We start from the raw sequence: 26,623 nt of genomic DNA, 5'->3' as shown, positions 1-26,623 counted from the left end.
GGAGGAAAAATTTGTGATTAAAGCAGAATGGAGTAAGATTTTTCATTCTAGAAAAGTTCTAGTTGCTATAATTGCCGTTTTATTTGTCCCTGTTCTGTATGCAGGTATGTTTCTTTGGGCATTTTGGGATCCTTATGCACACTTAGAAGACCTGCCAGTGGCTATCGTTAATAATGATGAAGGCGCTACTATTGAAGGCAAGGAAGAGCAATTCGGCAAAGAACTCGTCGATAATCTGATTAAGAGTAAAAATTTTAAGTTTACTGAAACGTCAGAATCCCAAGGAAGTAAGGGATTAAAAAATCGAGATTACTATTTGGAAATTGTTATTCCAAAAGATTTTTCAAAAAATGCAGGTTCAATTTTAGAAGATGACCCTGAACAAATGAAAATTATTTATAAACCAAATGAAGGTTTTAACTTCTTAGGCGGACAAATTGGTAATTCAGCGGTGGAATTAGTTCGTAAAGAAGTAAACAAACAAGTTTCAGCTACTTATGCCAAAACACTATATGCTAATATTAAAAAAATGGGCAATGGTTTTGGAGATGCAGCAGACGGTGCTGGTAAATTAGAAAAAGGTGCCGGTGAACTTGGTAAAGGCGCTAATCAATTGAATGATGGTATCCAGTCTGCAAAAGACGGTGCAACACAATTAGCTGATGGTGCCAAATCCGCAGCAGTTGGCTCAAACGATTTAAAAAGTGGTATTGATTCAGCAGCAAATGGTGCTAACCAATTAAATAATGGTGCCAAATCCGCAGCAAGTGGATCGACTGAATTAAAAAGTGGTATTGATTCAGCAAAAGATGGATCAAGCCAATTACAAAGTGGATCAACTGATCTAAAAAAAGGAACTGAATCTTTAGTTTCAGGTTTAGAAGGTAATACATCTAATATCAATGCTTTAAATAATGGAGCAAAAAAAGTAAATGATGGAGTGGGTACATTAAGCTCAGGTTTAGCACAATTAGCTCCTGGTGCACAAAATGTATCGAATGGTGTTTCACAACTTGTTACAGGTTTAGGTGAAATGCCTGGACAAATTTCTTCATTACAGTCAGGTGTAGCAACTCTTAATAAAGGTGCATCAGATTTAACAGCAGGAACACAATCACTTGCTGCAGGTACAACACAATTAATCGCTCAAATAAAAGCGATGAATCTTCCTGCAGAGCAAGAAAATGCGCTACTTGCAACTGCTAATGTAATTAAAAAAGGTGCATCTGATGTAAATGATGGTGCGGGAAAATTAAGTGCAGGTACGACACAACTTAATAACAGTGTTGCAGGTATTAAAGCACCAACAACAAATGATTTAACTGCGTTAAAACAAGGTGCTGCACAAGTATCAGCTGGTTTAGATAAGATGAACAAATCTGTCAGCAGCGAATTAGCTCCAGGAACAAAACAATTAGCAGCGGGTACAGATAAACTTGCCTCTAATTGGAGCACTTCAATTGCAGGTGCAAAAAAATTAGATGCTGGTGCTGGTCAACTAAATACTGGTATTACTTCTCTTAATAATGGACTTGGTCAATTGCAAACAGGATCAGGAAAGTTAGTAAGTGGTTTAGGAACATTAAGTAATGGTACACAATCACTTGTAAGTGGTATGGGTCAATTACAAACAGGATCAGGTCAATTAGCAAGTGGCTTAGGGACATTAAGTAATGGTACACAATCACTCGTAAGTGGAGCAGTACAACTTGCAGATGGATCACAAAAACTTGCAGATGGTACAACTGAACTGAAAGGTGGAGCAGGTACATTACAATCAAGCCTTGCAGATGCACATAAGACAGCTTCAAGTGTCAATGCGACTCAAAAAACATATGATATGGTCGGAGAACCAGTTGATGTTGAAAAACAAGAAATCAACAAAGTACCAAACTATGGTACAGGTTTTGCTCCTTACTTCATATCACTTGGCTTATTTGTTGGGGCATTACTGATTTCAATTGTGTTCCCATTAGTAGAACCAGCAATCAAACCTAAGAATGGTTTCTCATGGTTCGCAAGTAAGACAGTTGTATTAGCAGTAGTTGGTTTAATCCAATCCTTAATTGTTGTAGCAATCGCTATGTTTGGTTTGAAAATTGAAATTGCCAATGTTGGAGCATTTATATTAATGGCATTGATCACAAGTTATGCCTTTATAGCTTTAGTTCAAATGCTCGTTACAATATTAGGAGATCCAGGACGTTTCTTAGCTATTATTGTCCTTATTCTTCAATTAACAACTAGTGCAGGTACATTCCCATTAGAATTAGTACCAAAAGCATTGCATATTTTCAATCCAATTTTACCAATGACATATTCAGTACAAGGCTTTAAAGCAGCTATTTCAACAGGAGACATGGGCTTCTTCGGATTTAATAGCGGAATCTTATTGTTATACATGGTAGTCTTCTTAGCGATCACATGTGGATTCTTTGCTTTACTATTTTCAAAACGTTATTCAAAAGAAGCAGCTGCTGAGTAGTTAATAAAAATTAAATTAGCTTATAAATTTGAGATCAGGTATTCTTCTGGTCTTAGGCTGTAGATAAACTCAAGAAATTTCGAGTTTGTCTACAGCCTTTTTCTTTTACACTAAAAAGACCGTTGATTTCCACTGCGGGTGGTGCTTTCCGCAGGCGGGCCCGAGCCGCTTCCTTCGTGTTATTCGAGGGCACTGAAAAAGTAAAAATAGATGTAAATTTATGATAAAAATCTGGTATAACTATCTTTATTGAAGTGGAATTAGCGGAGACTCCTGTGGGAAAACGAGCTAGACGAGACCCCACAGCGTAGCGAGGAGGCTCGTCAGTTCGCCCACGGAAAGCGGAGCTAATTCCACTTCATTTAATAGCAGATATATACTATAAATATTTGTATTACTACACCTTTTCAATGGCATCCGGCTTTTCCGGCAGGAGTCGCTACTCTCCGTTGCAATCAACTGAAAAACGTTTATGAATAATAATGAATTTGTCCTCTGAAAAAAATAAAGTTACTTGACATAATTTAATAACTAAAATATAGTAAGTTACGAAAAGTAAGTTAAGAGAAAAGAGGGACTGTCATGAAGTATCATGAAAAACCGAATATGTATGTGAAACATGTTGAAATAAAAGTAGCTGATTTAGACCGATCTATAAAATATTATACAGAGATAATTGGATTTCAAATTTTACAGCAAACCGCAGACCGTGTAACTTTCACAACAGATGGTCAATCAAGCATTTTATCAATTATTCAACCAGAAGGTGCGTATCAATCACCTCAAAAAACAACAGGTCTATATCATTTTGCTATCCTTCTACCTAGTCGTAGAGAATTAGCTAATATTGTTAAGCACCTACAACAAAGAGGTATCTATTTTGGAGCATCCGATCATGATGTGAGTGAAGCACTTTATTTAAGCGATCCGGACAACAATGGTATTGAAATTTATGCAGACCGTGTACCTGAAGAATGGACATGGAATGGTGACCAAGTATTCATGAAAACAGAACCTTTGAATTTTAAAGATTTAATGCAAAGTGAACAAGGTGAATGGAATGGGCTACCCGTTAATACTGTGATGGGACATATTCATTTACATGTAGGAAATCTCGAAAAAGCAAAAGAATTTTACTCGGCATTAGGCTACCAAGTAGTGCTAAAATACGGCAGACAAGCACTATTTATCTCTACGGGGGATTATCACCATCATATCGGATTAAATACATGGAATGGCGAAGGTGCACCAAAGCCTGCTGAAAAGCAAGTCGGTTTGCAAAGCTTTACAGTGCAATTAGATGAACGTGATGAAGATATCATGAAACGATTAACTACAATAGGCGCTTCCGTTGAAATAATAGAAAATGGTTTTATTACAGTTGATCCATTTGGCAATCGTATAATTGTTGGAAAATAAGGAGAAGAAGACAATGGAATTTGGCGTATACACATTAGCTGATATCGGCCCAAACCCATACACTGGTCAAACTATATCGGCAAAGGAACGAATTAAAGAAGTAATGGCAGCAGCAAAATTAGCTGATGAATTAGGGCTACAAATATTTGGCGTTGGAGAGCACCACCGTTTAGATTATGCTGTTTCATCTGTACCGGTTGTGTTAAGTGCGATTGCTCAACAAACAAAGAATATTCATCTAACAAGTACTACAACAGTATTAAGTACAGTTGATCCTGTTCGATTATATGAAGATTTTGCGACATTGGATTTACTATCAGATGGACGTGCAGAAATAATTGCAGGTAGAGGTGCATTTATCGAATCCTTCCCATTATTCGGATATAACTTAGAACAGTACAATGAGTTATTCGAAGAGCATCTGGAGCTATGGCTACGATTAAATAAGGAAGAACGATTAAGTTGGCATGGTAATTTACGGGCACCGCTAAAAAATGCAGAAATTTCCCCTCGTGCATCAACAGAGATTCCAACATGGATTGGTGTTGGCGGTACACCAGAGAGTGCTATGAGAGCCGGGCGCTTTGGTACGGGGTTAGCACTTGCAATACTTGGCGGAGATCCACATTACTTTGTTCCGCTGGTAGAAGCGTATAAACGTAAATTTATCGCAGCAGGACATCCAAAAGAACAATATAAAGTGGCTGTTACTGGTCATGGCTACTTTGCAGAGGATGGTCAGAAAGCTCGAGATGAGTTTTATGGATACTACAAAAACTATTGGGGCTATGTCAATAAACAACGCGGTATGACTTTCCGTTTGGATCGTGAAGGCTTTGAAAAGATGACGGGCCCTAACACAGCATTATTTGTCGGAAGCCCAGATGAAGTTGTTGAGAAGATTTTGAAGCAACACGAATTATTTGGTCATACGAGATTTTTGGCACAGTTAGATATTGGAGGTCAACCTTTTGAAACAGTTGCGCACTCTATTGAACTATTAGCAACAAAAATCATGCCTAAAGTCAATCAATATATTAAAGATTAATGAATCAATTTCATAATGCATTATTCATATAAAATATACGAACATTTAATGGTATCCAATTTTGGAAATTGTGGAGCGAAAGACGGCGACTCCTACGGGAAAAGCTTGAGCTGAAAGCCCCGCAGGAACGTAGTGACGAGGAGATTGAAGCCAAGCCCGTGGAAAGCGCCGTCTGTAGCGGAACATCCCAATATTGAAAAGTTAATGTGTTGAAATGTTCGTATTTAAAAACCCAAAATGGAATTATGAAATTGACTCAAATAAATAAAAAAAGCGTAAAGAGTTGTTCAGGCTCTTTACGCTTTTTACGTAAGCGATTTACTTATAAGTTCATCTTCTGCGGTTCAGACAAAAGACGAGAAAGTGAGTTACTAAACGTTTTTGGGGAAGCGTTTAGTACGTAATATAAAAAACTAGTAAAGAATTAAAGAGTGTTGCAATGTTCACAAGTGTTTGTATAGCACTCGCTTTGTTCTTCAATTTTTTCGCCACATTCTACACAGTGTTTATCTGGTAAGTTCTTAAAAAATTCAACAACGTTTTCTAACATTGAAAATCTCCTCCTTATCAATACTGTTATATTACTGTTTTGTTATTATGTATTGTATTATAACACAGATGTTTGTGTCAATACAAAAGTTTAAAATTAAGTTAAAATAATTTATGACAATATATAAGGAGTGAAAAGTATGTATTTTATTGATAACAAAGGAATTAATGATCCACGCATTAACTTAGCGATAGAGGAATATGCGTTAAAAACAATGGATGTTGAAAAAGATTCATTTTTACTGTTTTATATTAATCAGCCTTCAATTATTATTGGAAGAAATCAAAATACAATTGAAGAAATTAACACAGACTACGTAGAAGAAAATGGTGTTATCGTAGTGCGCCGACTATCTGGTGGTGGTGCTGTGTATCATGATCTTGGCAATTTAAACTTCAGCTTTTTGACAAAGGATGACGGTGAGTCATTTCAAAATTTTAAAAAGTTCACACAACCTGTCGTAGATGCTATGAAAAAATTAGGCATTGATTCGGAATTATCTGGTCGTAATGATATCCTTGCAGAAGGACGTAAAATCTCTGGAAATGCAATGTTCTCAACAAAAGGCCGCATGTTCAGTCATGGAACACTCATGTATAATTGCAATATAGATGCTGTTGTATCAGCGCTAAAAGTGAAGAAAGAAAAAATTGAGTCAAAAGGTATAAAATCAGTCCGCTCTCGTGTTGCTAATATTGTAGATTTTATGGAAAACCCAATCTCAGTAGAGGAATTCAGAATGGAGATTTTAAAATCTATTTTTGGCGGAGAAGAAAACATTCAATATTACGAACTGACAGAAGAAGATTGGAAAAATATATATAAACTCTCTGAAGAACGCTATCAACAATGGGATTGGAACTATGGTCAATCACCTAAATTCAATATTCAACGTACAAAAAAATTCTCTTCTGGATTTATTGATTTACGTTTAGAAGTAAACAAAGGTATCATGGAAGAAGTTCATATTTTCGGCGACTTCTTTGGTGTCGGAGATATGGAAGATATCGAAAATGCACTTAATGGAAAAAAATATGAACCACATACAATTTTGGATGCCTTAGAAGGCATTGATATTCCAAAATACTTTGGTGGCGTTTCAAAAGAAGAATTTTTAAAACTTATTTATTAATTTTCTGTGCGAATGCACCTAAAAGATGGAGGGGAGACTAAATGAATACACATCGAATATTAATCGTAGAAGATGATTTGAAAATTGCTACATTATTAGCAGATACGCTACGTAAGTATCACTATGATGTAATAGCAGTTGAATCTTTTGACAATATACTTGATGACTTTAAAGCGTTCAATCCTCATCTTGTTTTGCTTGATATTAACTTGCCTTCATTTGATGGTTATTATTGGTGTCGCCAGCTAAGACAGCTGACGACCTGCCCAATAATATTTATCTCAGCAAGATCAGGCGAGATGGACCAAATTTTTGCTTTAGAAAATGGTGGCGATGATTTTATCACCAAGCCATTTAACTATGAAATCGTCTTAGCGAAAATCAAAAGTCATTTACGCAGGTCCTATGGAGAATATGCAACAAAGCAAGAAGAAAGAACGATCAAGCAAGGCCAGCTAAAGTTATTTTTAGAACGTATGGAATTACAAACGAAGAATGCGGAAATACCTCTTCAGAAAAAAGAATGTATTATTTTGGAATTGTTAATGGGACAAGCTCCAAAAGTTGTATCAAGAGAGAAGCTATTGGAAGAATTATGGGATGACCAAGCTTTTGTAGACGAAAACACACTGAATGTAAATATGACGCGAGTACGCAAAAAGCTTTCGGATTATGATGTTCAATCGACTATTGAAACGGTACGTGGTGCTGGATATCGCTTTGTTCTATGTGAAGAGGAGCATTAACGAATGGAGTCTATAAAACTATTTGTAAAAGATCATTTTGGCTATATATTCTTTGATATATTGCTCGTACTATTTATCCTCTTAATATATCGGTTAGATGGCTTTCGCAATATGGATACAGCCATATATTCCATTATTATTTCACTCGTACTAACAGTAACCTTTTTATGTGCGCGTTATATAATGCGACAATCATTCTATAAAAAAGTACTTCAACTGCCTAAAAAAATGGAAGATGTATTACAACATAATGCGAAAACCCCAGAACATATTGCAACAGAAACATATATTCATGAACTTTATAAAATTTATCAATTAGAAGCACAAGCATTGTATGCGCAGCAAAATCGCCATCTTCAATTTATGAATCAATGGGTACATCAGATGAAAACACCGATTAGCGTTTTGGAATTGCTTTTACAAGAAGATGGTGAGCTAGATAAGGTCAGTGTTCAAGAAGAAGTGGACCGTTTGAAGCATGGACTTGAAACCGTTTTGATGAATGCGCGTCTAGATACTTTTGAAGAGGATATGAAAATTGAGCAAGTAGCATTACGTCCATTGGTTAGCTCATTAGTGAATGAAAATAAACGATTATTTATCACAAATCATGTGTACCCTAATATTGATATCGCAGAGGATTGTATCGTACCAACCGATCCAAAATGGATAAAGTTTATTATCGGTCAATTTATCACCAATGCAGTGAAATATACTTTCGAAGATGGCAAGAAATTGTATTTATCTGCGACAATTAAGGATTCGCAAATTATTCTAACTATTAGAGATGAGGGGATAGGGATTCCTCCATCCGATTTGAAACGTGTTACAAAAGCGTTCTTTACGGGTGAAAATGGACGTAAAACAGGCGAATCTACTGGGATGGGCTTATATTTGGCAAAAGAGGTTTGCGATAAGCTTGGTCATCAATTGAAAATTGACTCTGAAGTAGGTAGAGGTACATCGATTCTAGTGTACTTCCAGCATTCGTAAAAGAATTGAGGTAATCGTATATGTCGATTTTGAAAATCCAAGATGTAACAAAAGTATACGAAGGAAAAGTTACGCATCGTGCGGTCAATCAACTAAGCTTCGAAGTAGAAAAAGGTGAGTTTCTAGCAGTGATGGGGCCATCAGGAAGTGGGAAAACAACACTTCTTAATATGATTTCCACTATTGATACACCAACATCAGGTGAGATTATCGTAAATGATGTAAAGCCTCATGACTTAAAGAAAAACGACTTAGCTTATTTTAGAAGACGTCAACTAGGCTTTGTTTTTCAAGATTTCAATTTATTACAAATGTTAACGGTTGAAGAAAATATCGTATTACCCTTAACGCTTGATGACCAAGACCTTGAAACAATGCAAACTCGGTTAAAGGACGTTACGAAGCAATTATGTATCGAAAATATCCTTGATAAACGTCCAAATGAGATTTCTGGTGGACAAGCTCAAAAAACAGCGATTGGACGTGCCATTATTCATAAGCCCTCATTGTTGTTAGCAGATGAACCAACAGGAAATTTAGATTCTAATTCATCAAAAGATGTGCTAGAACTTCTAGGGCGTATTAATAAGCAAGATAACACAACGATTGTAATGGTAACACATGATCCGATTGCAGCTAGTTATTGTGATCGTGTGTTGTTTATAAAAGACGGAGAATATTTTAATGAAATTTATAAAGATAATCATCGCCAAACATTTTTTCAAGCCATTTTAAATGTGTTGAGCTTACTGGGAGGTCATGTCGGTGACTTTTCGACAGTTCGCTTTCCGTAACGTAATAAGAAATACCCGTGTCTATGCGGCTTTTTTCTTATCAAGTGTGTCATCTGTTATGGTGTTTTTTATCTATTCTATGTTGATGTTTCACCCAAAAGTTGAGGATGAATTTTTACGCGAGATTGCCTTTCAAGGAATGTTTTTAGCAGAAGTTATTCTTGTCCTATTCACATTGTTTTTCTTGTTTTATTCTATGCGAGCTTTTTTGGAAGCGCGTTCGAAGGAATTTGGTATATTACTGCATTTAGGTATGGAGAAAAGACAACTCAATAAGCTTATATTGTTTGAAACTATGATTATAGGGTTTACTTCGATTGTTGTCGGAATCGTTTTCGGATATGCATTTTCAAAGTTTTTCTTTATGATTGTACGAGAAATTTTACAAATTGATAGTCTACCTCTCTATTTTTCATGGAAGCCATTTGCATTGACAATTGGCACTTTTACTAGTCTATTTATCATTATTTCATTAATCAGTGTAATGTTTATCAAGGATACTAATTTAGTAAGTTTATTGCGTGGTTATTGGCGAAATGAACTAATTGCAAAGTATTCTGCGTGGAAAGGGATTACAGGTCTTCTCTTTTTAGTTGCTGCGTATGTGATGGCTTCAAATATTCAAAAGGAATATCTTGTTATTTTCGCAACTTTGACACCTCCATTTGCAATAATAGGGACATATCTGTTTTTTACAGATTCCGTACCATTTATAATATCTCGTATTCGAAAACATAAAAAATGGTATTGGAATAAATATCATATAGTTTCAATGGCTAAGATTTCATCAATTATGCGAGAAAATGCAAGAATGTTCTTTATCTCTTGTATGGTATCAACATTAGCCTTTTTAGCCATCGGTACATTAAGCTCTATGTCTACATTTACGCATCAATATCACCAATTGAATCCATTAGGATTAGTCTATTCAAGTAAATTAAACAATCCTTATGAAAAAGAACATATCACAGGATTAATAGATGAATTACAGGAGAAAGGGCTTAGTTATCATCTCAATAAATTTGATATCAAGCGTCAAACTTCTTCCAACACAAAAAAACCTGTTAAAATTATTACGCAGTCAGATATAAACAGATTAGCACTTGTTTTTGGATATCCAGTAGTTCGTTTAAAACCGGGAGAAGCAATGTTTTTACCGTATTCAGAGGATTCCATAAATGAACTTCAAAATAAAAAAGTAGAAACCATTTTACAAGAAAATAATGTGCCACTCTATATCGATAAAGTGTATCCAAAGGTACTATTTTCACCAACAGAGCTTGGTACGAACGTTATTGTTGTTAGTGATGAGGATTTTCGTTTGATCAAAGAGCCTATGGTAGGTGCGAATGCAAAGCAGTCTACCAACCACATATTTGTATTCTATGTACCACAATGGACTGAAACAAAAGATATTGGCACAAATTTAGATGCAATTATGACAGAAGCATATATGACTAACCACGAAAATGATTTGCCTTTTTACTTTGAAAATCCAGGACTAGATTATTCATTCTTACGTTCGACGTTTGCTTTGTTATTATTTATCGGTCTATTGGCTGCGACAGTCTTTTTCCTTGCTTCAGGAAGTTTCATATATTTCAAACTATACACAGGGCTTGAAGAAGATAAAAAGCAATTTGATGCATTACGTAGAATGGGGATAACAGATAAAGAATTACGTAAGATTGTCAATAGTCAGTTAATACCACAGTTCTTTTTGCCGTGGGGGCTAGCGATGTTCCATAGTACATTTGCTTTTATGGCGCTCCAAGTATTCTGGAAAGGAATTGCAGATTTATCTATACTAAAAGAAGCATTCCTCGTACTAGCAGCAATTACAAGTGTACAACTATGTTATTTCTATTTAATACGTTGGCGTTACTTATCTCATATTCGTGCAATATAATTTAAAGACAACAGATGGCTAAAAATGGCTGTCTGTTGTTTTATTTTTCTGAATTCTATATAATAGATTTGGGTGGAAAATGAATCACTATTCATTTTATTCTTACAAAAGGGGATGAGGAGATGAATTTAGTATCAGAGGTTTATAAGACATCTACAGAACAAGCAGAAAAAGTTGCATATCATTTTGGGGGAAAAGATACGACTTACGCAGAATTTGAAGATTCAGTTTCTAGATTGGCAGCTGCATTAAAGGAATTAGGGGTAGAAAAAGGGGATCATGTGGCGTTCTTATTGGGCAATACTCCTCATTTTATCATTTCTTTATATGCAACAATGCGAATTGGAGCAACGGCTATACCTGTCAACCCGCTTTATACACCAGACGAAATTACATATATTTTACGTAATGGTGATGTTAAAGCAGTGATTGCCTTAGATGCCTTACTTCCATTAGTAGAAGCATGTGTACAGGTATTTCCTGATGTTCACTCGTATGTTGTTTGCGAAACAAAACCTGATACAGTTGAGAAAATGCAAGCGCTACCACAAAGTGTAAAAGAAAAAGTATATTCGTTTACACAATTGCTTGCAAAATCTGAACCAAATGTAAAACCAGACGAAATAGATGATGATGATACAGCAATTATATTGTACACATCAGGCACCACAGGCCATCCAAAAGGTGCAATGTTAACGCATAAGAACCTTTATTCAAATGCGCGAGATATTTCTGATTACCTACAATTTAATGCGAATGATCGAGTGATTACAACATTACCTGTATTTCACGTATTTGCTTTAACAGTGGTTGTAAATGCACCATTGTTAACTTCAGCTCAACTAATTATTGTACCAAGCTTTAGCCCAAAAGAAATTTTTAGAATTGGTAGAGAATTTCAACCAACTGTTTTTGCAGGTGTTCCAACAATGTACAATTTCTTGTATCAATTTTCTGAAGGGGATCCTGATGATTTAAAATCATTGCGTTTAGCTATTTCAGGAGGATCTTCTATGCCAGTGGCATTACTTCATAATTTTGAAGAGAAGTTTAAAGTTCAAGTGTCAGAAGGTTATGGGCTATCAGAAGCTTCGCCGGTTACTTGTTTCAATCCATTAGACCGTGGGAGAAAAGCAGGATCAATTGGTACGAACATTGTAAACGTGGAAAACAAAGTGTTTAACGAGTTTGGAGAAGAGGTACCTGCAGGTGAAGTTGGGGAACTTGTAGTAAAAGGTCCTAACGTTATGAAGGGGTACTATAAAATGCCTGAAGAAACGGCAGTAACAATTCGTGATGGGTGGCTATACACAGGGGATTTAGCTCGAATGGATGAGGAAGGCTATTTCTTCATTGTGGATCGTAAAAAAGATATGATTATTGTAGGCGGCTATAATGTGTATCCACGTGAAGTTGAAGAAGTATTTTATTCCAATCCAGGCGTTCTTGAAGCAGCAGTAGTTGGTATTCCTGATCCAAACCTTGGTGAGGAAGTATTGGCATACGTTGTACTGAAAGATAAATCGATTACTGTAGAAAATTTGCATGAATTTTGTAAAAAACACTTAGTAAAATATAAATGTCCAAAAGAAATTATATTACTTGATGAAATACCAAAGAATACTACTGGTAAGATTTTGCGCCGTAATTTGAAAGACCAGGCTCTTTCTCGCGTATAAAGAGTTTTATAGAATAACAAGGAGATGTCCACTATATATTTTTGAACATCTCCTTTTTTGTATGCAAAAAAAGCCTATTCACCTTTTATTAGGTGAATAGACTTTTTATCATTTTTTATATTTTGCAAAATATAAAATGACTAACGCTAGTATCCAAATTGGACCAACAATTAATGCAATTTGTGTATCTGGGAAAGTTCCCATTAGCCCAATTACTAAAAGTAGAAAAGCAATTGCGAAGTATGAGCCAAATGGATACCAAAATGCTTTATAAGTAAGCTTAGAAACTTGAGTTTTAGATAAAGATTTACGGAATTTGAATTGACTAAATAAAATAATCATCCATGTCCATATAGCACCAAATGTGGAGATGCTTGTTAACCAAGTAAATACTTTTTCTGCTACAAAGTAGTTTAATACGACACCTATTAAAAGTACAAATGTAGATGCTAGAATTGCTACTGTTGGTACTCCACCTCGTCCAACCTTTTTAAAGATAGCAGGTGCTTGATTTTGTTCAGCCAGGTTAAATAACATACGTCCTGTACTAAAAATACCACTATTACAGCTTGATAGAGCGGCAGTTAGAACGACAAAGTTGATAATACCTGCTGCATAACGTAATCCTACTTGATTGAACATTAACACAAATGGACTATTGTCGGGACTGATTTCATTCCATGGATAAATGGACATAATAACCGTTAATGCACCAATATAGAAGATTAAAATTCTCCATAGCACAGTATCGATTGCATGAGGAATTACTTTTTTAGGATTTTTTGCTTCACCTGCAGTAATCCCGATCATTTCGACCCCTAGATATGCAAACATAACAATCGGTAATGACATGAATATTCCTTTAATACCATTTGGCATAAAACCGCTATGACTCCATAAATTACTAAAGCCAACAGCTACACCATCATTACCTATTCCAAATAGGATAATCCCTAAACCAATGATAATCATTGCAATTATTGCAAAGATTTTAATGAAAGCAAACCAAAATTCAAATTCTCCAAATGTTTTTACTGCAATTAAGTTGACAATCGTCATAATAACAAGTGCAGCGAGTGCCCATAACCATTTAGGTGAACCAGGAAACCATAATTGCATGTATATTCCGACTGCTGTAATTTCAGCCATACATGTCACAATCCACAAAAACCAATAGTTCCATCCGGTTATAAATCCCGCAAGTGGTCCTAAATAGTCTTTGGCATAGCGACTAAAGGATCCGGCGACAGGATTTTCAACCGCCATTTCACCAAGTGCACGCATAATAATGAAAATTACGATACCACCAAGGGCATAAGCGATTAAAATAGCAGGACCAGCTAATTGAATAGCGCCTGCAGAACCTAGAAATAAACCGACTCCTATGGCAGCACCGAGCGACATTAGCGTGATATGTCGCGACTCCAAACCTCGTTGGAGCTGTGGTTTTTTGTTCATAAATAAAACTCCTTCGATGCTATAAAATTGTAACTTCATAATCGTACCACAAAATCCAAATAATAAAAATGGACATGTGGTACTAAATGAAAGAAATATTCTGAATGATTGTTTAATATTTAAATGATAACATTTTACGTTATATATATGCATGAGTTATAGTGAAATTACAGTATCCAGTAAAATAATAGAAAGGGAGTAAATGGAATGAAAAGAATGATTAAAAAAGAAGATTTATACAATTTAACTTCAGTATCATCACCTGTATTGTCACCAAATGGTAAGGAAGCAATTGCTATTCGCACAATTATGAATCAAGAAAAAAATAAATACCTATCCTATTTGATTCATATTGATGTTGATTCAAATGAAGTAACTCAATGGACATTCAGCGAAGAACGAATTTCATCACTTACTTGGTCACCAGATGGAAAATCAATTGCATTTCTATCTACAAGAAATAAGCAAAAACAACTATTTATTCTTTCAAAAAATGGAGGAGAGGCAAAACAAATTACCAAGTTTACGGATGGTGTAAATTCATATCTATGGGATCCAAATAATGAAAAAGTTTGGTTCACTGCAAATGTTCAAGAGGGCAAGGAATTCACAGATGAAAAAGTAGAGAAAAAAGATGAGTTTCCAACAGCATATGTTGTAGAGGGTATGAAATATAAAAGTAATGGCGTTGGCTTGATTTCGCAAAAAAGTTATAGTCAAATTGGAAATGTAAACCTTGTAGATAATCATGTATCACGTTTTATAACAGATACATATGATTATAGTTTGCAAACTATTTCTTATGATGGTCGATTTCTTGTAGTAGGTGTTAATCGTGCAGAAGATAAAGATAATGATTGGCATTCACCAATAATTTTAATTGATATCGAAACAAAGAAAGAAATAGTAATTGCTAATGAAGAAGGATATTTCGGTGGTGCTACTTTTTCTTTAGATGGTCGTTATATTGCATTTCAAGGTAGTAACTTTACATATAGAAATGCTGGCCAAGCATCACTTTACATTTACAATGTGGATCAACAATACTACTGGAATTTAACTGAATCACTAGATTTACCAATAGGTGATTATTCAGTGGGAGATCTACAACAAGGTGTGGCAGCTCCAAGTTTAGTTTGGACTGAAGCAAATGATCTATACTTCCAGTTATCAACTTCAGGTGATGTGCGTTTATATTATGCTACATTAGAAGGTGCTATTTATCCTGCAAGTCCTGAAGATGAACATATCTATGGTTATGATGTGTCAAGAGACGGAAAGACAGCCTTACTAGCTATAAGTAATCCAGTTTTCCCTGGTGAATTATTTAAATATGATATTGCATTTGGAGAAAGACATCAAATTACACGTTTTAATGATGCTTGGTTAGAAGAAGTGAACGTTGTCAAACCACAACCGATTACTTATGAAGGATATAATGGTTGGACAATTCAAGGTTGGTTGATGAAACCTGCTAATTATGTAGAAGGTGAAAAATATCCATTGATTGTTGAAATTCATGGTGGACCACATACAATGTATGCCAATACATTCTTCCATGAATTACAGGTATTAGCGGCACAAGGATATGGCGTATTGTATGTAAATCCGCGTGGTAGTCATAGTTATAGCCAACAATTTGTTGACGCATGTCGTAATGATTATGGTGGCGGTGATTATGAAGATATTATGGCAGGATTAGATTATGTTCTTGAACAAAATGATTGGATCGATGAATCACGTTTGGGCGTTACCGGCGGTAGTTATGGTGGCTTTATGACAAACTGGATTGTAGGGCATACAAATCGGTTCAAAGCAGCTGTCACACAACGTTCTATTTCGAACTGGATTAGTTTCTTTGGTGTGTCTGATATTGGATACTATTTTACAGAGTGGCAAATTGGTAAAGACATGAATGATGTAGAGACATTATGGAAACATTCACCGTTGAAGTATGTAAAGAACATTGAAACTCCTTTACTCATTTTACATGGTGAAAAAGATGACCGTTGTCCAATAGAACAAGCTGAACAGTTATATATCACGCTGAAATCTATGGGGAAAGAAACTCAATTTGTGCGTTTCCCAAATGCTGATCATAACTTATCTAGAGTAGGAATTCCAAACTTAAGACAACAACGATTAGAGCAAATCGTAAATTGGTTTAAAAAATATCTTTAATAATTTAATTGTAAATTTAGTGTAAAGTTGATTTGGATTTAGCAACTTTCCTTCTACTCAATCGTTACTATTAAAGTAAATAGGTTTGTAAACCGTGACAGGAAATAGATATAACTGTATGATGTATAAGAATATTAAGGATTGTGAGTGGAAGTAATGTTTGATCTGATACGAAATCTGTTTGATTTTATTATGCATATTGATGTGCATTTAAAAGACATAGTTACCCAATATCATGGTTGGGTATACGGAATTGAATTTTTAATCGTATTTATCGAAACTGGTGTAGTCATCTTGCCGTTTTTACCTGGTGATTCGCTGTTATTTGCAAGTGGTGCTCTAGCAGCTTTTGGTGCATTAAATTTATGGATTTCACTAGCTGTATTTTTTGTAGCAGCAGTTTTAGGTGATTCTTTAAACTATGAAATTGGACATAAGGTAGGTAAGTCCATTCCAGAAAATAGCTTTTTAGGACGCCTTATTAATAAAGAACGTATGCAAAAAGCACAAGATTTCTTTGACAAACATGGTGGTAAAACAATTGTGATAGCAAGATTTATGCCTGTCATTCGGACTTTCATACCATTTATTGCAGGTGCAAGTAAAATGCGCTATCGACATTTTATTGTATATAATATTACGGGCGCATTCTTATGGGTGTTAGTCGGAGTATTTAGTGGATATTTCTTCGGTAATATTAAATTTGTCAAAGAGAACTTTTCAACAGTTATTTTAGCTATTATTTTTGTATCAATATTACCAGCTATTATTGGTATCCTACGCACAAAAATAAAAAAATCATAAATAAATTAAACATCCCTTACTAATATTTAGGTACTAGTTTCCAAAATATTAGCAAAGAGATGTTTTTTTTATTTATTTGAATCAATTTCATAATGCAAAATTCAAAATGAAATATACGAATATTTAATGATATCCAATCTTGTTCATTGCAACGCTTCCGACTACGAGTCCTCGAAAATGTATTCGCATTTCCTTCGTGCGAGGTTAATTCAAAGAGGTGCATTCAGAATCCTGCGGGAAAAGCTTGAGCTGAAAGCCACGCAGGAGCATAGTAGGTCACCGGAAAAGTCAAAATGCATGAATTATAATAATAAAATATTGTTATACAAATTTAGTTGAAGTGGAATCAGCGAAGACTCCTGCGGAAAGCGAAGCTGATTCCACTTCATGTTATAGCAGATATGTACTATAGTTTTTTAGTGCCCGCAACATAGATGCCCGCAACATAGAATATGGGTTTATAAAATTGATTTGTTTTAGAATTAAATGGAAATTATATAACTGAATAAATAAGTTAATCAACTGCCTTGAAAAAAATGCTATAATAGTAGTAAAAATGTAGTGAAGGAGAAAATCGATGGAGGTTTTCATTGGCAGACAACCAATTTTCAACACCCTAGAACAAGTCTATTCATATGAATTGTTATATAGAAATGGGAATGGAAAAAATGAATTTCCAGACATTGATTCAGATCTAGCAACTGTTGATGTCATCATCAATTCATTCTTTTCAATTGGCTTTGAGGAATTGGCAAATGGTAGACCATGCTTTATCAATTTTACTGAAAATCTATTAATGAGTGATATTTTCGATCAGCTTAATCCTTCGCAAGTTGTCGTTGAAATTCTTGAAGATGTACCAATTACGGAAAAGTTAATACGACGTGTGAAAGAACTAAAAGCAAAAGGCTATCGAATTGCTTTAGATGATTTTATTATGCAAGATGATGTCAAATATTATCAGGAATTATTTAAATATACAGATATTATTAAAGTCGACTTTTTTATTTCTACTAAAGAAGAAAGACATCAAATTGAAGAACGAGTAAAGAAGGAATTTCCCCATATTGCATTGCTTGCAGAAAAAGTTGAAACTAGGGAACAATATCAAGAGGCAATTCAAATAGGTTATAAATTATTCCAAGGTTATTTCTTTATGCAACCACAAATTATTCGTGGTAATGAAATTCCTGCGAATTTATTGCAATATTACCGAGTTATTGCGTTGCTTCGTATGGAAGACCCTGATATTGATCAAATCGCTGAGGGAATTGAGCACGACATAGCTTTGTCCTATAAACTCATGCAATTAATCAATTCTTCATCAAAACGTTCGAAATCTAAAATTCGATCGATTAAGCAAGCAATATTGCATTTAGGATTAGAGGATTTAAAGAAATGGATATACATTTTGACGTTTCGTGAATCTCAAAAATACAATTCAGCTGGTACGTTTGATGAGCTAATGAAAACTTCTTTATGCCGTGCGAAATTGTGTGGATTATTGGCGAAATATAACAGAAAACGAAATACGTCAGAGTATTTTTTAGTTGGAATGTTTTCATTGATAGATGCGCTGTTGCAAAGACCAATGAATAATATTCTGATGGAGTTACCATTATCAGATGAAGTGGTAGAAACCATATCAGGAAGTAGCTCAATCATGCAACCTTATCTTCAATTAACGATTGCATTAGAGCGTATGGATATTAAAATAGTTAATGAAATTGCTAAAGATTTGGAAATTAATATTGATGATGTCTTAGAAATATCAAAAGCAGCAAATAAGTGGTCAAATACAATTTGCTAGAGAAATTAGATTCAAAAATAAAACAACAATTTGTCACGATATGAATACAAAAAATGTATATATATAAGGTGTATACTTATATGTATTTTCCAATATTAAGGGTGAGGAAACCTTTGAAAGTGTAAAATATATTGCGGGTAGACTTTCTTGATAGTTCCATCGGCATAAAAGAGACACAAATACATAAATTAGTCAGGTTTAATTTATACTTGAATTTGGTATACTTACTACGTAAGTTATTTCAAATTTTTATAGGAGGGTTCTTCATGAAAAAAGCACTACTTGCAATGTTACTCGGTTCTGCATTAGTATTAGGCGCTTGTGGTACTACTAATAAAACCACAACGAACGAGACTACAACTACAAAGGATCAGACAGCAAATACACCAACTACCGAAACGACAAAAGTTGATGCCGAAGCAGTGGCAAAACAAAAATGTATCTCTTGTCACGGTAACAATCTAGAAGGCTCTGTAGGTCCAGATTTGAGAAAAATCGGTTCTACCTTATCAGAAAGTCAAATCAAAGATGTTTTGAAAAATGGTAAAGGTAATATGCCTGCTGGTTTAGTTTCTGGCGCTGAATTAGACGCAGTAGCTAAATGGCTTTCTGAAAAAAAATAAGATATTTTTAACTAGCTTTCATTGAGGGGAAAGCTAGTTTTTTTATTATTATGAATACTGATAAGTCGGGTAAGGAGAAACTTATCCGGCTTTTTTTGATATTGTGATTAAAGAGATAGTGGGGTGCGGAGCCAAACAGGCGTGTTCCGCTTTTAATTTATTCCAGCTAACACGCCAGCTCCTTGGGGTCCATAGGATGTGGACCCGATAGCCGTTGTCACACGATGTGGCGAACTTAGGCTATCTTCCTATAACCTTTCCACTTGCTTTGCAAGCGTCGACAGCTTGTGAATAACATTTGAACGACAAAGCTAAACGGTGTTTCGCTTTTAAATATATGCTAAAATATGTTCATGTTGTTTCTATTTATGGTTATTCGGAAGGTGGAGTGATGATGGCTTTGGATCAGGTTTGTACGAAAGATATAATGGAAGTATTGAATCTGAAGCTTATTAGTGGTGAGGAAGGAATCGGTCGACATATTTTAACGAGCGATATCTCACGTCCAGGTCTTGAAATGGCGGGTTATTTTACCCATTATCCTGCCAAACGTGTGCAACTTTTAGGGAAAACAGAACTATCGTTTTTTGATATGTTATCCCGGGAAGTTCAATTTGATCGAATGAATAAGCTATGTTCTCAAGATACGCCTGCAATTATTATCTCACATGATATGGAAGTACCAGAAGCTTTAGTAATAGCTTCTGAAGAACATCATGTACCTGTATTATCGACAAAATTGCCAACAACTCGTTTCTCAAGTATGTTGACAAATTATTTAGAAAGTCGTTTAGCACCAACAACAGCTGTTCATGGTGTGTTAGTCGATATCTATGGAATTGGTGTCTTAATCACAGGTAAAAGTGGAGTAGGGAAAAGTGAAACAGCGCTTGAGCTTGTAAAAAAAGGGCATCGCCTTGTTGCAGATGACTGTGTAGAAATTCGCCAAGAAGGAGAAAATACATTAGTCGGAAATGCACCGCCGTTAATCGCTCATTTACTCGAAATACGTGGGATCGGCATCATCGATATTATGACGTTGTTCGGAGCTAGTGCAGTTAGAAAACATAAGAGAATATCATTAGTAATCGATTTAGAAACATGGGATTCTGACAAAACGTATGACCGATTAGGTTTAGAGACTGAAACGATGAAAATTATTGATACAGAGCTACCTAAGTTAACAGTTCCGGTGCGACCTGGACGAAACTTATCTGTTATTATAGAAGTTGCCGCAATGAACCATCGCTTAAAGAATTTAGGTATCAATGCAGCAGAAGAATTTTCACGTAGATTAGATAGTGTTATTGAAGCAAACGATGAAGTATAACTAGATTTGTTTTGCTAGTAGGGCTGAAAGGAGTAACAGATTATTATGGATTCAATTTTAATGGTTATTAATCCAGTTGCACTGCAACTTGGTCCAATCTCAGTACGCTGGTATGGTGTCATCATTGCCTGCGGGATTATTATTGCCTACTTTGTAGGACAAAGAGAAATGGTGAAGAGAGGTTTTGGAGAAGATCTTTTAACAGATCTACTTATTTGGGCAGTACCAATTTCAATTATTTGCGCTCGTATATATTATGTTTCGTTTGAATGGCCATATTATTCTTCGAACCCAAGTGAAATTATTAAGATTTGGCATGGCGGTATAGCAATACATGGTGCTATTATCGGTGCATTAATTACCGCTTTTATTTTCACTAAAAAACGAGGTATTAGCTTCTGGAAAATCGTTGATATATTAGCTCCATCCCTAATCATTGGTCAAATTATTGGGCGTTGGGGTAATTTTATGAACCAAGAAGCATACGGCCGTGTAGTAGATCGCTCATTTTTAGAAGGACTTCATTTACCAAACTGGCTTATCGAGCAAATGAATGTCAATGGTTTCTATCATCACCCAACATTTTTATATGAATCTACATGGAATTTAGTTGGTTTAATTATTTTACTACTACTTCGTAAAGCGAACTTACGTCGTGGAGAAATATTCCTAACATATATTATTTGGTATTCATTTGGCCGTTTCTTTATCGAAGGTTTGAGAACAGATAGTTTACTAATCGGTAATTTACGTATAGCACAAATCGTTTCATTAGTTGGTATAGTAGTAGGTGTTGTTTTAATCATCTATCGCAGACTAACTATCAAACCACCAGTTCGATATAAGGATCAATAAAGTGAAACTTCCATCAGTGGGGGTTTTCTTCACCCCCACTAAAAAAGAACTCAGTTTAATTTCGCCACGTCCTGTGGCAACAACTGAGTGTCCAACATCCTGTTGGACCGAACCAATCGGGCTTTTACGGGTAGTTAACCCCCACCTATCTTCTTTGCTTTTCTCTCAATCTTGAGGTTGGAGGTATTACTGCCCGTTAATGCGGGATAAAAATCATAGATGAAACATTCGCCGATATTGCTATGGGTAATATCTCTAATTTCCTTGATTCCAAGGATTTAGGGTCTCCGTAGTGATGCGGCATTTTGTTTGTCTAGGGAAATATTTATCGGAAATCCAAGTAAAGTATCAGTCAATTTAATGGAAATAAGTTTTTATCTTTGTAATAATATTTCCATATTCTATTCGACAAAGAAGGGGTTGTATCTGATGACAACTAAAAACATAAAAGGATTATTGTTTGACTTTGACGGTACATTATTAGACACAAATGAACTAATTATACAAACTTTTTTGCATGTGCTAGAACCGGAATTTCCCGGGAAATTTACAAGAGAGGACATGATTCCGTTTATTGGGCCATCATTAATGGAATCATTTTCTACAATTGATTCCATGAGAGCAGAGGAATGGGTTCGACAATATCGCCGATGGAACGACGAACACCATGATGAATTAGCAAAAGAATTCGAAGGCGTGAAATCAACATTATTCGTTTTACGAGAAAAAGGGATTCGATTAGCGATTGTTTCGACTAAAGGTTTAGACTCTTTATCAAAAGGAATTCGTCTATTAGGTATTGAAGACTTATTTGAAGTTGTAGTGAGTATGGATGATGTGAAACATGTCAAACCTGATCCAGAACCTATACTTTTAGCTCTAAAAAAAATGCATTTAGAAAAAGATAATGTTTTGATGATTGGAGATAACTCACATGATATAGTTGGTGGTCAAAATGCTAGAGTTAGAACAGCTGGAGTGGCCTGGTCCATGAAAGGGGAAGAATTCTTAATGCAATTCAAACCGGATTATATGTTGCATCGCATGACTGATTTAATAACAATCGTAGAGGAGCAAACTAATGCGTAGAACAGAAAGGTATTCAGTGTCAGGATGTACGTCATTATGGCAAATTTATAAAACAGTATCTTTTTGGAAAGTAGTTAAATGTTTCATTGTTATAGAAATGGCCCGTTATACACCATTTCTATCTGTAAAGAACTGGTTGTATCGTACTTTTTTAAATATGGAAGTGGGAGAAAAGACAGCATTTGCTTTAAAGGTAACGCCAGATACCATGTTCCCCGAACGAATTAAAGTGGGAAGTGATACGATTATCGGTTTTAATACAACAATTCTAGCTCATGAATACTTGGTAAATGAATATCGATTAGGAGATGTAGTAATTGGGGACCGTGTCATGATAGGAGCAAATTCTACAATTCTGCCAGGTGTTGTGATTGGAGATGATGCCATTATTTCTGCCATGACATTAGTGAACAAAGATGTACCTCCAGGTGCATTTGCTGGTGGTAATCCAATGCGTATTATCTATACAAAAGAAGAAATGGCTTTGAAAGAATCAGTCAATTCAAAAAAGTCATAACTTATGGACAAATCCGTCATAGGTACTTGACTTCGTGTTTTTCTTATTATAGAATACTTTCATACGTCAACACTCTAACACTCTAGTAAGTTAAAGTATATGGATTAGGAAGTGTAAAAATGTCACCAATTCGAAAGTTTGAAAAACCGCTTGGAATGCGCGATACATTTCCAAAGATTTTTGAAAAGAAAGAAGTTATTCGACAAACTGGTCGTGAATTTCTTCGTTTAAGAGGATTCGACTTTATACAAACACCAACACTTGAGTATTACGATACAGTTGGTAAAGCTTCGGCAATTATGGATCCTTCACTCTTTAAACTAGTAGATAGTCAAGGTAATACATTAGTACTTCGGCCAGATATGACGACACCTATTGCACGTGTCGCTTCTTCTAAGTTATTAAAAGAGAAAATTCCATTACGTCTTTCTTATTTTGCCAATGTCTTCCGTGCACAGCAATTAGAAGGTGGACGTCCTGCAGAATTTGAACAAATGGGAATTGAAATTATAGGCGATTCATCTGTATATGCAGATGCTGAAGTTATCTTAACTGCTATCCATTTATTAAAATCATTAGGAGTAGAAGAATTTAAGCTAACAATTGGAAATGCAGGTATTTTGAATGCCATTATCAAAAAGAATGTACAAAACGAAAAACAGTTTGCAGAATTACATAGCTTGCTTGTATACAAAAATGTCGTAGGTTTTGAGGAAGCAGTTGTATCCTATAACTTACCGACTGAAAATGAGCAAACATTATTATCCTTTATCGAAGATGCTTCAGAGATGAAAAGCATTCGAGAGATTGCAAAATATGTATATGAAAAAGATGCATTTATTTATATGGAACAATTAGCATCCATTTTAGAAATAGCGGATGCTACTTCATATATTGCTTTTGACTTTACATTAGCGAGTCATATGAATTATTACACAGGTATGCTTTTCGAAGTATTCGCAACTGGGTCAGGCTTCCCACTTGGAAACGGTGGAAGATATGACGGATTACTACAGGAATTCGGCACAGAAGTTGGAGCCATTGGATTTGGTCTTCGAGTAGATCATTTATTGGAAGTGATTTCTCAGAAAGAGGAAGACAACGATGAAGTTCTTGTATTATTTGTAGCACCACAACTCTCTGAAGCACTTGCCACAGCTAAAAAACTACGTGCACAAGGGAAACGTACAACATTACAATCGATGGAAGGCTTAGATAATTTAACGGCATTTGAAAATCATTTTTCAGAAGTTGTACGAATTGGGCAAGGAGGAATCATTCATGAATGAGTTAACGATTGCCATGCCAAAAGGACGTATTTTCGAGGAAGCCTATGAAATGTTAATAGAGGCAGGTTTTGAATTACCTGAAAATGTAGAAATGTCACGCAAGTTAGTGATTGAAATACCGCAAGAAAAAATACGCTTTATATTAGCCAAACCGATGGATGTTCCCACTTATGTAGAACATGGTGTAGCGGATATTGGGATAGCAGGAAAAGATGTTTTACTAGAACAACATCGAGAAGTACATGAATTACTTGATTTGAATATTAGTAAATGTCATATTGCTTCTGCTGGATTACCTGATACAACATTGAATGAAATTGCACCGCGCATTGCGACAAAATATCCAACTGTGGCTTCGGATTACTATCGTGAAAAAGGGGAACAAGTAGAAATCATTGAGTTAAACGGTTCTATTGAATTAGCTCCTATGATTGGTCTCGCAGATCGCATCGTAGATATTGTATCTACAGGCCAAACATTAAAGGAAAATGGACTTGTCGAATATGAATTTATCACAGATGTTTCATCAAGATTAATTGCTAATCCAGTAAGTTATCGTATGAAAAATGAACGGATTCTAGATTTAGTGAAACGACTCAAAAAATGTGTGAAATGAGAGAAGGATTTGCTATGAAAATTGAAGCATTAACAGATACTATTTCATTAAAAAGACCATTAGAAGGTGGTAACGAAGAACAGTTAGAAACAGTTCGTCAAGTGTTAGCCGATGTAAGGGAAAAGGGAGATGCAGCAGTTAAAGCGTATAGTAAAAAATGGGATGGTATCGCACTTGATTCCTTACGTGTAACCGAGCAAGAAATTAAAGAAGCTGTCGCATCATTAGATTCTCAGTTAGTACAAGATTTAACAGAAGCAGCTTCAAATATTCGTTTATATCATGAACAACAAAAACGTAATGGTTATCAATTAAATCTCGCAAATGGATCATGGCTAGGTCAACGTATTTTACCAATCGCTTCTGTAGGCCTATATGTTCCTGGTGGTTCAGCAGCTTACCCTTCCTCTGTTTTAATGAATGTTATTCCAGCCCAAGTTGCAGGGGTTGAACGAATCGTTTTAGCGACACCTTGTAATCAGGATGGTAAGCTTCCAGCTGCGGTCTTGACAGCAGCTTCTATTTTAGGAATTGAAGAAATCTATAAAATGGGTGGAGCTCAAGCGATAGGAGCACTTGCATATGGTACCGAAACGATTCAAGCAGTAGATAAAATTACTGGACCAGGGAATATTTTCGTAGCATTAGCAAAAAGAGAAGTATTCGGCGAAGTTGCAATCGATATGATCGCAGGACCAAGTGAAATTGCCATTATTGCGGATGAATCAGCTTATGCAGATGAAATCGCTGCAGATCTACTTTCACAAGCAGAGCATGACGCAATGGCATGTCCAATTCTTGTGACAACATGTGAACATCTTGCTGAGAACGTACAAGCCCAAGTGGAAGAACAGTTACAATCATTACCACGTATGGCTATTGCAAAACAATCTGTTGAAAACTTTGGACGAATCTATATTGCAGAATCAATGCAACAAGCAATACAAGCGATCAATCAATTAGCACCTGAACATTTAGAAATTGTCACTGTGGATGCACAAAAAGTGAGTGAACAAATTCAAAATGCAGGTGCCATTTTCTTAGGAAGATATAGCTCAGAGCCAGTCGGTGATTATTTTGCGGGTACTAACCACGTATTACCAACAAATAGTACTGCACGTTTTGCAAGTGGGTTAAATGTGGATGATTTTATCAAAAAAACAAGCGTTGTGTATTATACAGAAAAAACATGGGCCGAAAATTCGCCGAAAATTGCAAGACTAGCTCGTTTGGAAGGATTAGAAGGACATGCAAGAGCAGTAGAATCTCGCGGATGGGGAAAAGGAGAGGAATAGG

General features: G+C 35.5%; 22 protein-coding genes. 20 read left to right on the top strand and 2 right to left on the bottom strand.

Annotation, left to right across the window (positions count from 1 at the left end; all coding sequences use genetic code 11):
• Positions 1-13: 13 nt before the first annotated feature.
• The 3 genes from Q8X41_RS09055 to Q8X41_RS09045 all read left to right on the top strand — a co-directional run bounded on the left by Q8X41_RS09055 (position 14) and on the right by Q8X41_RS09045 (position 4,952).
• The gene (locus Q8X41_RS09055) at positions 14-2,485 is read left to right on the top strand and encodes a YhgE/Pip family protein (RefSeq protein WP_397539905.1); all 2,472 of its coding nucleotides are present in this window, start codon (positions 14-16) and stop codon (positions 2,483-2,485) included.
• Between the two features lie 582 nt (positions 2,486-3,067).
• Complete coding sequence (locus Q8X41_RS09050; RefSeq protein WP_397539904.1) at positions 3,068-3,904, top strand: VOC family protein; 837 nt, start codon at positions 3,068-3,070, stop codon at positions 3,902-3,904.
• 13 nt (positions 3,905-3,917) lie between these two features.
• Positions 3,918-4,952 carry an LLM class flavin-dependent oxidoreductase gene (locus Q8X41_RS09045; RefSeq protein WP_397539903.1) on the top strand — a complete coding sequence of 345 codons (1,035 nt, stop codon included), beginning with the start codon at positions 3,918-3,920 and terminating at the stop codon, positions 4,950-4,952.
• Positions 4,953-5,376: 424 nt separating this feature from the next.
• Here the strand turns inward: Q8X41_RS09045 and yhfH are convergent, their stop codons facing one another.
• Positions 5,377-5,502: a protein YhfH gene (gene yhfH, locus Q8X41_RS09040; protein ID WP_397539902.1), complete on the bottom strand. Its 126-nt coding sequence runs from the start codon at positions 5,500-5,502 to the stop codon at positions 5,377-5,379.
• A 139-nt stretch (positions 5,503-5,641) separates the two neighbouring features.
• Between yhfH and Q8X41_RS09035 the strand changes: the two genes are divergently transcribed.
• The 6 genes from Q8X41_RS09035 to Q8X41_RS09010 all read left to right on the top strand — a co-directional run bounded on the left by Q8X41_RS09035 (position 5,642) and on the right by Q8X41_RS09010 (position 12,755).
• On the top strand, positions 5,642-6,634 hold the full coding sequence (locus tag Q8X41_RS09035; protein ID WP_397539901.1) for a lipoate--protein ligase: 993 nt from the start codon (positions 5,642-5,644) through the stop codon (positions 6,632-6,634).
• Positions 6,635-6,675: 41 nt separating this feature from the next.
• Entirely contained in the window at positions 6,676-7,380 is a 705-nt protein-coding gene (locus Q8X41_RS09030) for a winged helix-turn-helix domain-containing protein (RefSeq protein ID WP_397539900.1), read from the top strand.
• Between the two features lie 3 nt (positions 7,381-7,383).
• Positions 7,384-8,373: a sensor histidine kinase gene (locus tag Q8X41_RS09025; protein WP_397539898.1), complete on the top strand. Its 990-nt coding sequence runs from the start codon at positions 7,384-7,386 to the stop codon at positions 8,371-8,373.
• 20 nt (positions 8,374-8,393) lie between these two features.
• Positions 8,394-9,167 (top strand): ABC transporter ATP-binding protein, encoded by a 774-nt coding sequence (locus Q8X41_RS09020; protein WP_397539897.1) that lies wholly within the window; start codon positions 8,394-8,396, stop codon positions 9,165-9,167.
• Complete coding sequence (locus Q8X41_RS09015; protein ID WP_397539896.1) at positions 9,139-11,076, top strand: ABC transporter permease; 1,938 nt, start codon at positions 9,139-9,141, stop codon at positions 11,074-11,076. Before Q8X41_RS09020 ends, Q8X41_RS09015 begins: the two co-directional genes overlap by 29 nt.
• A gap of 122 nt (positions 11,077-11,198) precedes the next feature.
• Positions 11,199-12,755 (top strand): fatty acid--CoA ligase family protein, encoded by a 1,557-nt coding sequence (locus Q8X41_RS09010; protein WP_397539895.1) that lies wholly within the window; start codon positions 11,199-11,201, stop codon positions 12,753-12,755.
• Positions 12,756-12,863: 108 nt separating this feature from the next.
• On the opposite strand, the gene Q8X41_RS09005 is transcribed toward Q8X41_RS09010, so the two are convergent.
• Complete coding sequence (locus Q8X41_RS09005; protein ID WP_397539894.1) at positions 12,864-14,213, bottom strand: amino acid permease; 1,350 nt, start codon at positions 14,211-14,213, stop codon at positions 12,864-12,866.
• Positions 14,214-14,420: 207 nt separating this feature from the next.
• On the opposite strand from Q8X41_RS09005, the gene Q8X41_RS09000 reads away from it, so the two are divergent.
• The 11 genes from Q8X41_RS09000 to hisD all read left to right on the top strand — a co-directional run bounded on the left by Q8X41_RS09000 (position 14,421) and on the right by hisD (position 26,622).
• Positions 14,421-16,394 (top strand): prolyl oligopeptidase family serine peptidase, encoded by a 1,974-nt coding sequence (locus Q8X41_RS09000; RefSeq protein WP_397539893.1) that lies wholly within the window; start codon positions 14,421-14,423, stop codon positions 16,392-16,394.
• A 156-nt stretch (positions 16,395-16,550) separates the two neighbouring features.
• On the top strand, positions 16,551-17,198 hold the full coding sequence (locus tag Q8X41_RS08995; protein ID WP_397539892.1) for a DedA family protein: 648 nt from the start codon (positions 16,551-16,553) through the stop codon (positions 17,196-17,198).
• A gap of 577 nt (positions 17,199-17,775) precedes the next feature.
• Complete coding sequence (locus Q8X41_RS08990) at positions 17,776-19,008, top strand: EAL and HDOD domain-containing protein (RefSeq protein WP_397539891.1); 1,233 nt, start codon at positions 17,776-17,778, stop codon at positions 19,006-19,008.
• Between the two features lie 266 nt (positions 19,009-19,274).
• Positions 19,275-19,631, top strand: a complete 357-nt coding sequence (gene cccB, locus Q8X41_RS08985) for a cytochrome c551 (RefSeq protein ID WP_397539890.1) — start codon at positions 19,275-19,277, stop codon at positions 19,629-19,631.
• A gap of 400 nt (positions 19,632-20,031) precedes the next feature.
• Positions 20,032-20,961 (top strand): HPr(Ser) kinase/phosphatase, encoded by a 930-nt coding sequence (hprK, locus tag Q8X41_RS08980; RefSeq protein ID WP_397540234.1) that lies wholly within the window; start codon positions 20,032-20,034, stop codon positions 20,959-20,961.
• A gap of 45 nt (positions 20,962-21,006) precedes the next feature.
• A complete protein-coding gene (gene lgt, locus Q8X41_RS08975; protein WP_397539889.1) occupies positions 21,007-21,816 on the top strand; it encodes a prolipoprotein diacylglyceryl transferase in 810 nt (269 codons plus the stop codon).
• A 429-nt stretch (positions 21,817-22,245) separates the two neighbouring features.
• A complete protein-coding gene (gene ppaX / locus Q8X41_RS08970) occupies positions 22,246-22,905 on the top strand; it encodes a pyrophosphatase PpaX (RefSeq protein WP_397539888.1) in 660 nt (219 codons plus the stop codon).
• Positions 22,898-23,422, top strand: a complete 525-nt coding sequence (locus Q8X41_RS08965; protein ID WP_397539887.1) for an acyltransferase — start codon at positions 22,898-22,900, stop codon at positions 23,420-23,422. Before ppaX ends, Q8X41_RS08965 begins: the two co-directional genes overlap by 8 nt.
• A 119-nt stretch (positions 23,423-23,541) precedes the next feature.
• On the top strand, positions 23,542-24,711 hold the full coding sequence (locus tag Q8X41_RS08960) for an ATP phosphoribosyltransferase regulatory subunit (protein ID WP_397539886.1): 1,170 nt from the start codon (positions 23,542-23,544) through the stop codon (positions 24,709-24,711).
• The gene (gene hisG / locus Q8X41_RS08955) at positions 24,704-25,327 is read left to right on the top strand and encodes an ATP phosphoribosyltransferase (protein WP_397539885.1); all 624 of its coding nucleotides are present in this window, start codon (positions 24,704-24,706) and stop codon (positions 25,325-25,327) included. The genes Q8X41_RS08960 and hisG overlap by 8 nt, the downstream gene beginning before the upstream one ends.
• Before the next feature lie 14 nt (positions 25,328-25,341).
• Complete coding sequence (gene hisD / locus Q8X41_RS08950) at positions 25,342-26,622, top strand: histidinol dehydrogenase (RefSeq protein WP_397539884.1); 1,281 nt, start codon at positions 25,342-25,344, stop codon at positions 26,620-26,622.
• Position 26,623 lies beyond the last annotated feature (1 nt).

It is taken from the genome of Rummeliibacillus pycnus, assembly GCF_044359855.1.
GTDB lineage: Bacteria > Bacillota > Bacilli > Bacillales_A > Planococcaceae > Rummeliibacillus > Rummeliibacillus pycnus_A.
Note: the sequence above shows the minus strand (reverse complement) of the source record. Positions and strands in the feature narration are given on the sequence as shown.

What these genes read in the sequence shown, in the direction of transcription:
- Q8X41_RS09050 (WP_397539904.1), top strand. Translation starts at nt 3,068, where the DNA reads ATGAAGTATCATGAAAAACCGAATATGTATGTGAAACATGTTGAAATA.
- Q8X41_RS09045 (WP_397539903.1), top strand. Translation starts at nt 3,918, where the DNA reads ATGGAATTTGGCGTATACACATTAGCTGATATCGGCCCAAACCCATAC.
- yhfH (WP_397539902.1), bottom strand. Translation starts at nt 5,502, where the DNA reads ATGTTAGAAAACGTTGTTGAATTTTTTAAGAACTTACCAGATAAACAC.
- Q8X41_RS09035 (WP_397539901.1), top strand. Translation starts at nt 5,642, where the DNA reads ATGTATTTTATTGATAACAAAGGAATTAATGATCCACGCATTAACTTA.
- Q8X41_RS09030 (WP_397539900.1), top strand. Translation starts at nt 6,676, where the DNA reads ATGAATACACATCGAATATTAATCGTAGAAGATGATTTGAAAATTGCT.
- Q8X41_RS09025 (WP_397539898.1), top strand. Translation starts at nt 7,384, where the DNA reads ATGGAGTCTATAAAACTATTTGTAAAAGATCATTTTGGCTATATATTC.
- Q8X41_RS09020 (WP_397539897.1), top strand. Translation starts at nt 8,394, where the DNA reads ATGTCGATTTTGAAAATCCAAGATGTAACAAAAGTATACGAAGGAAAA.
- Q8X41_RS09010 (WP_397539895.1), top strand. Translation starts at nt 11,199, where the DNA reads ATGAATTTAGTATCAGAGGTTTATAAGACATCTACAGAACAAGCAGAA.
- Q8X41_RS09005 (WP_397539894.1), bottom strand. Translation starts at nt 14,213, where the DNA reads ATGAACAAAAAACCACAGCTCCAACGAGGTTTGGAGTCGCGACATATC.
- Q8X41_RS09000 (WP_397539893.1), top strand. Translation starts at nt 14,421, where the DNA reads ATGAAAAGAATGATTAAAAAAGAAGATTTATACAATTTAACTTCAGTA.
- Q8X41_RS08995 (WP_397539892.1), top strand. Translation starts at nt 16,551, where the DNA reads ATGTTTGATCTGATACGAAATCTGTTTGATTTTATTATGCATATTGAT.
- Q8X41_RS08990 (WP_397539891.1), top strand. Translation starts at nt 17,776, where the DNA reads ATGGAGGTTTTCATTGGCAGACAACCAATTTTCAACACCCTAGAACAA.
- cccB (WP_397539890.1), top strand. Translation starts at nt 19,275, where the DNA reads ATGAAAAAAGCACTACTTGCAATGTTACTCGGTTCTGCATTAGTATTA.
- lgt (WP_397539889.1), top strand. Translation starts at nt 21,007, where the DNA reads ATGGATTCAATTTTAATGGTTATTAATCCAGTTGCACTGCAACTTGGT.
- ppaX (WP_397539888.1), top strand. Translation starts at nt 22,246, where the DNA reads ATGACAACTAAAAACATAAAAGGATTATTGTTTGACTTTGACGGTACA.
- Q8X41_RS08965 (WP_397539887.1), top strand. Translation starts at nt 22,898, where the DNA reads ATGCGTAGAACAGAAAGGTATTCAGTGTCAGGATGTACGTCATTATGG.
- Q8X41_RS08960 (WP_397539886.1), top strand. Translation starts at nt 23,542, where the DNA reads ATGTCACCAATTCGAAAGTTTGAAAAACCGCTTGGAATGCGCGATACA.
- hisG (WP_397539885.1), top strand. Translation starts at nt 24,704, where the DNA reads ATGAATGAGTTAACGATTGCCATGCCAAAAGGACGTATTTTCGAGGAA.
- hisD (WP_397539884.1), top strand. Translation starts at nt 25,342, where the DNA reads ATGAAAATTGAAGCATTAACAGATACTATTTCATTAAAAAGACCATTA.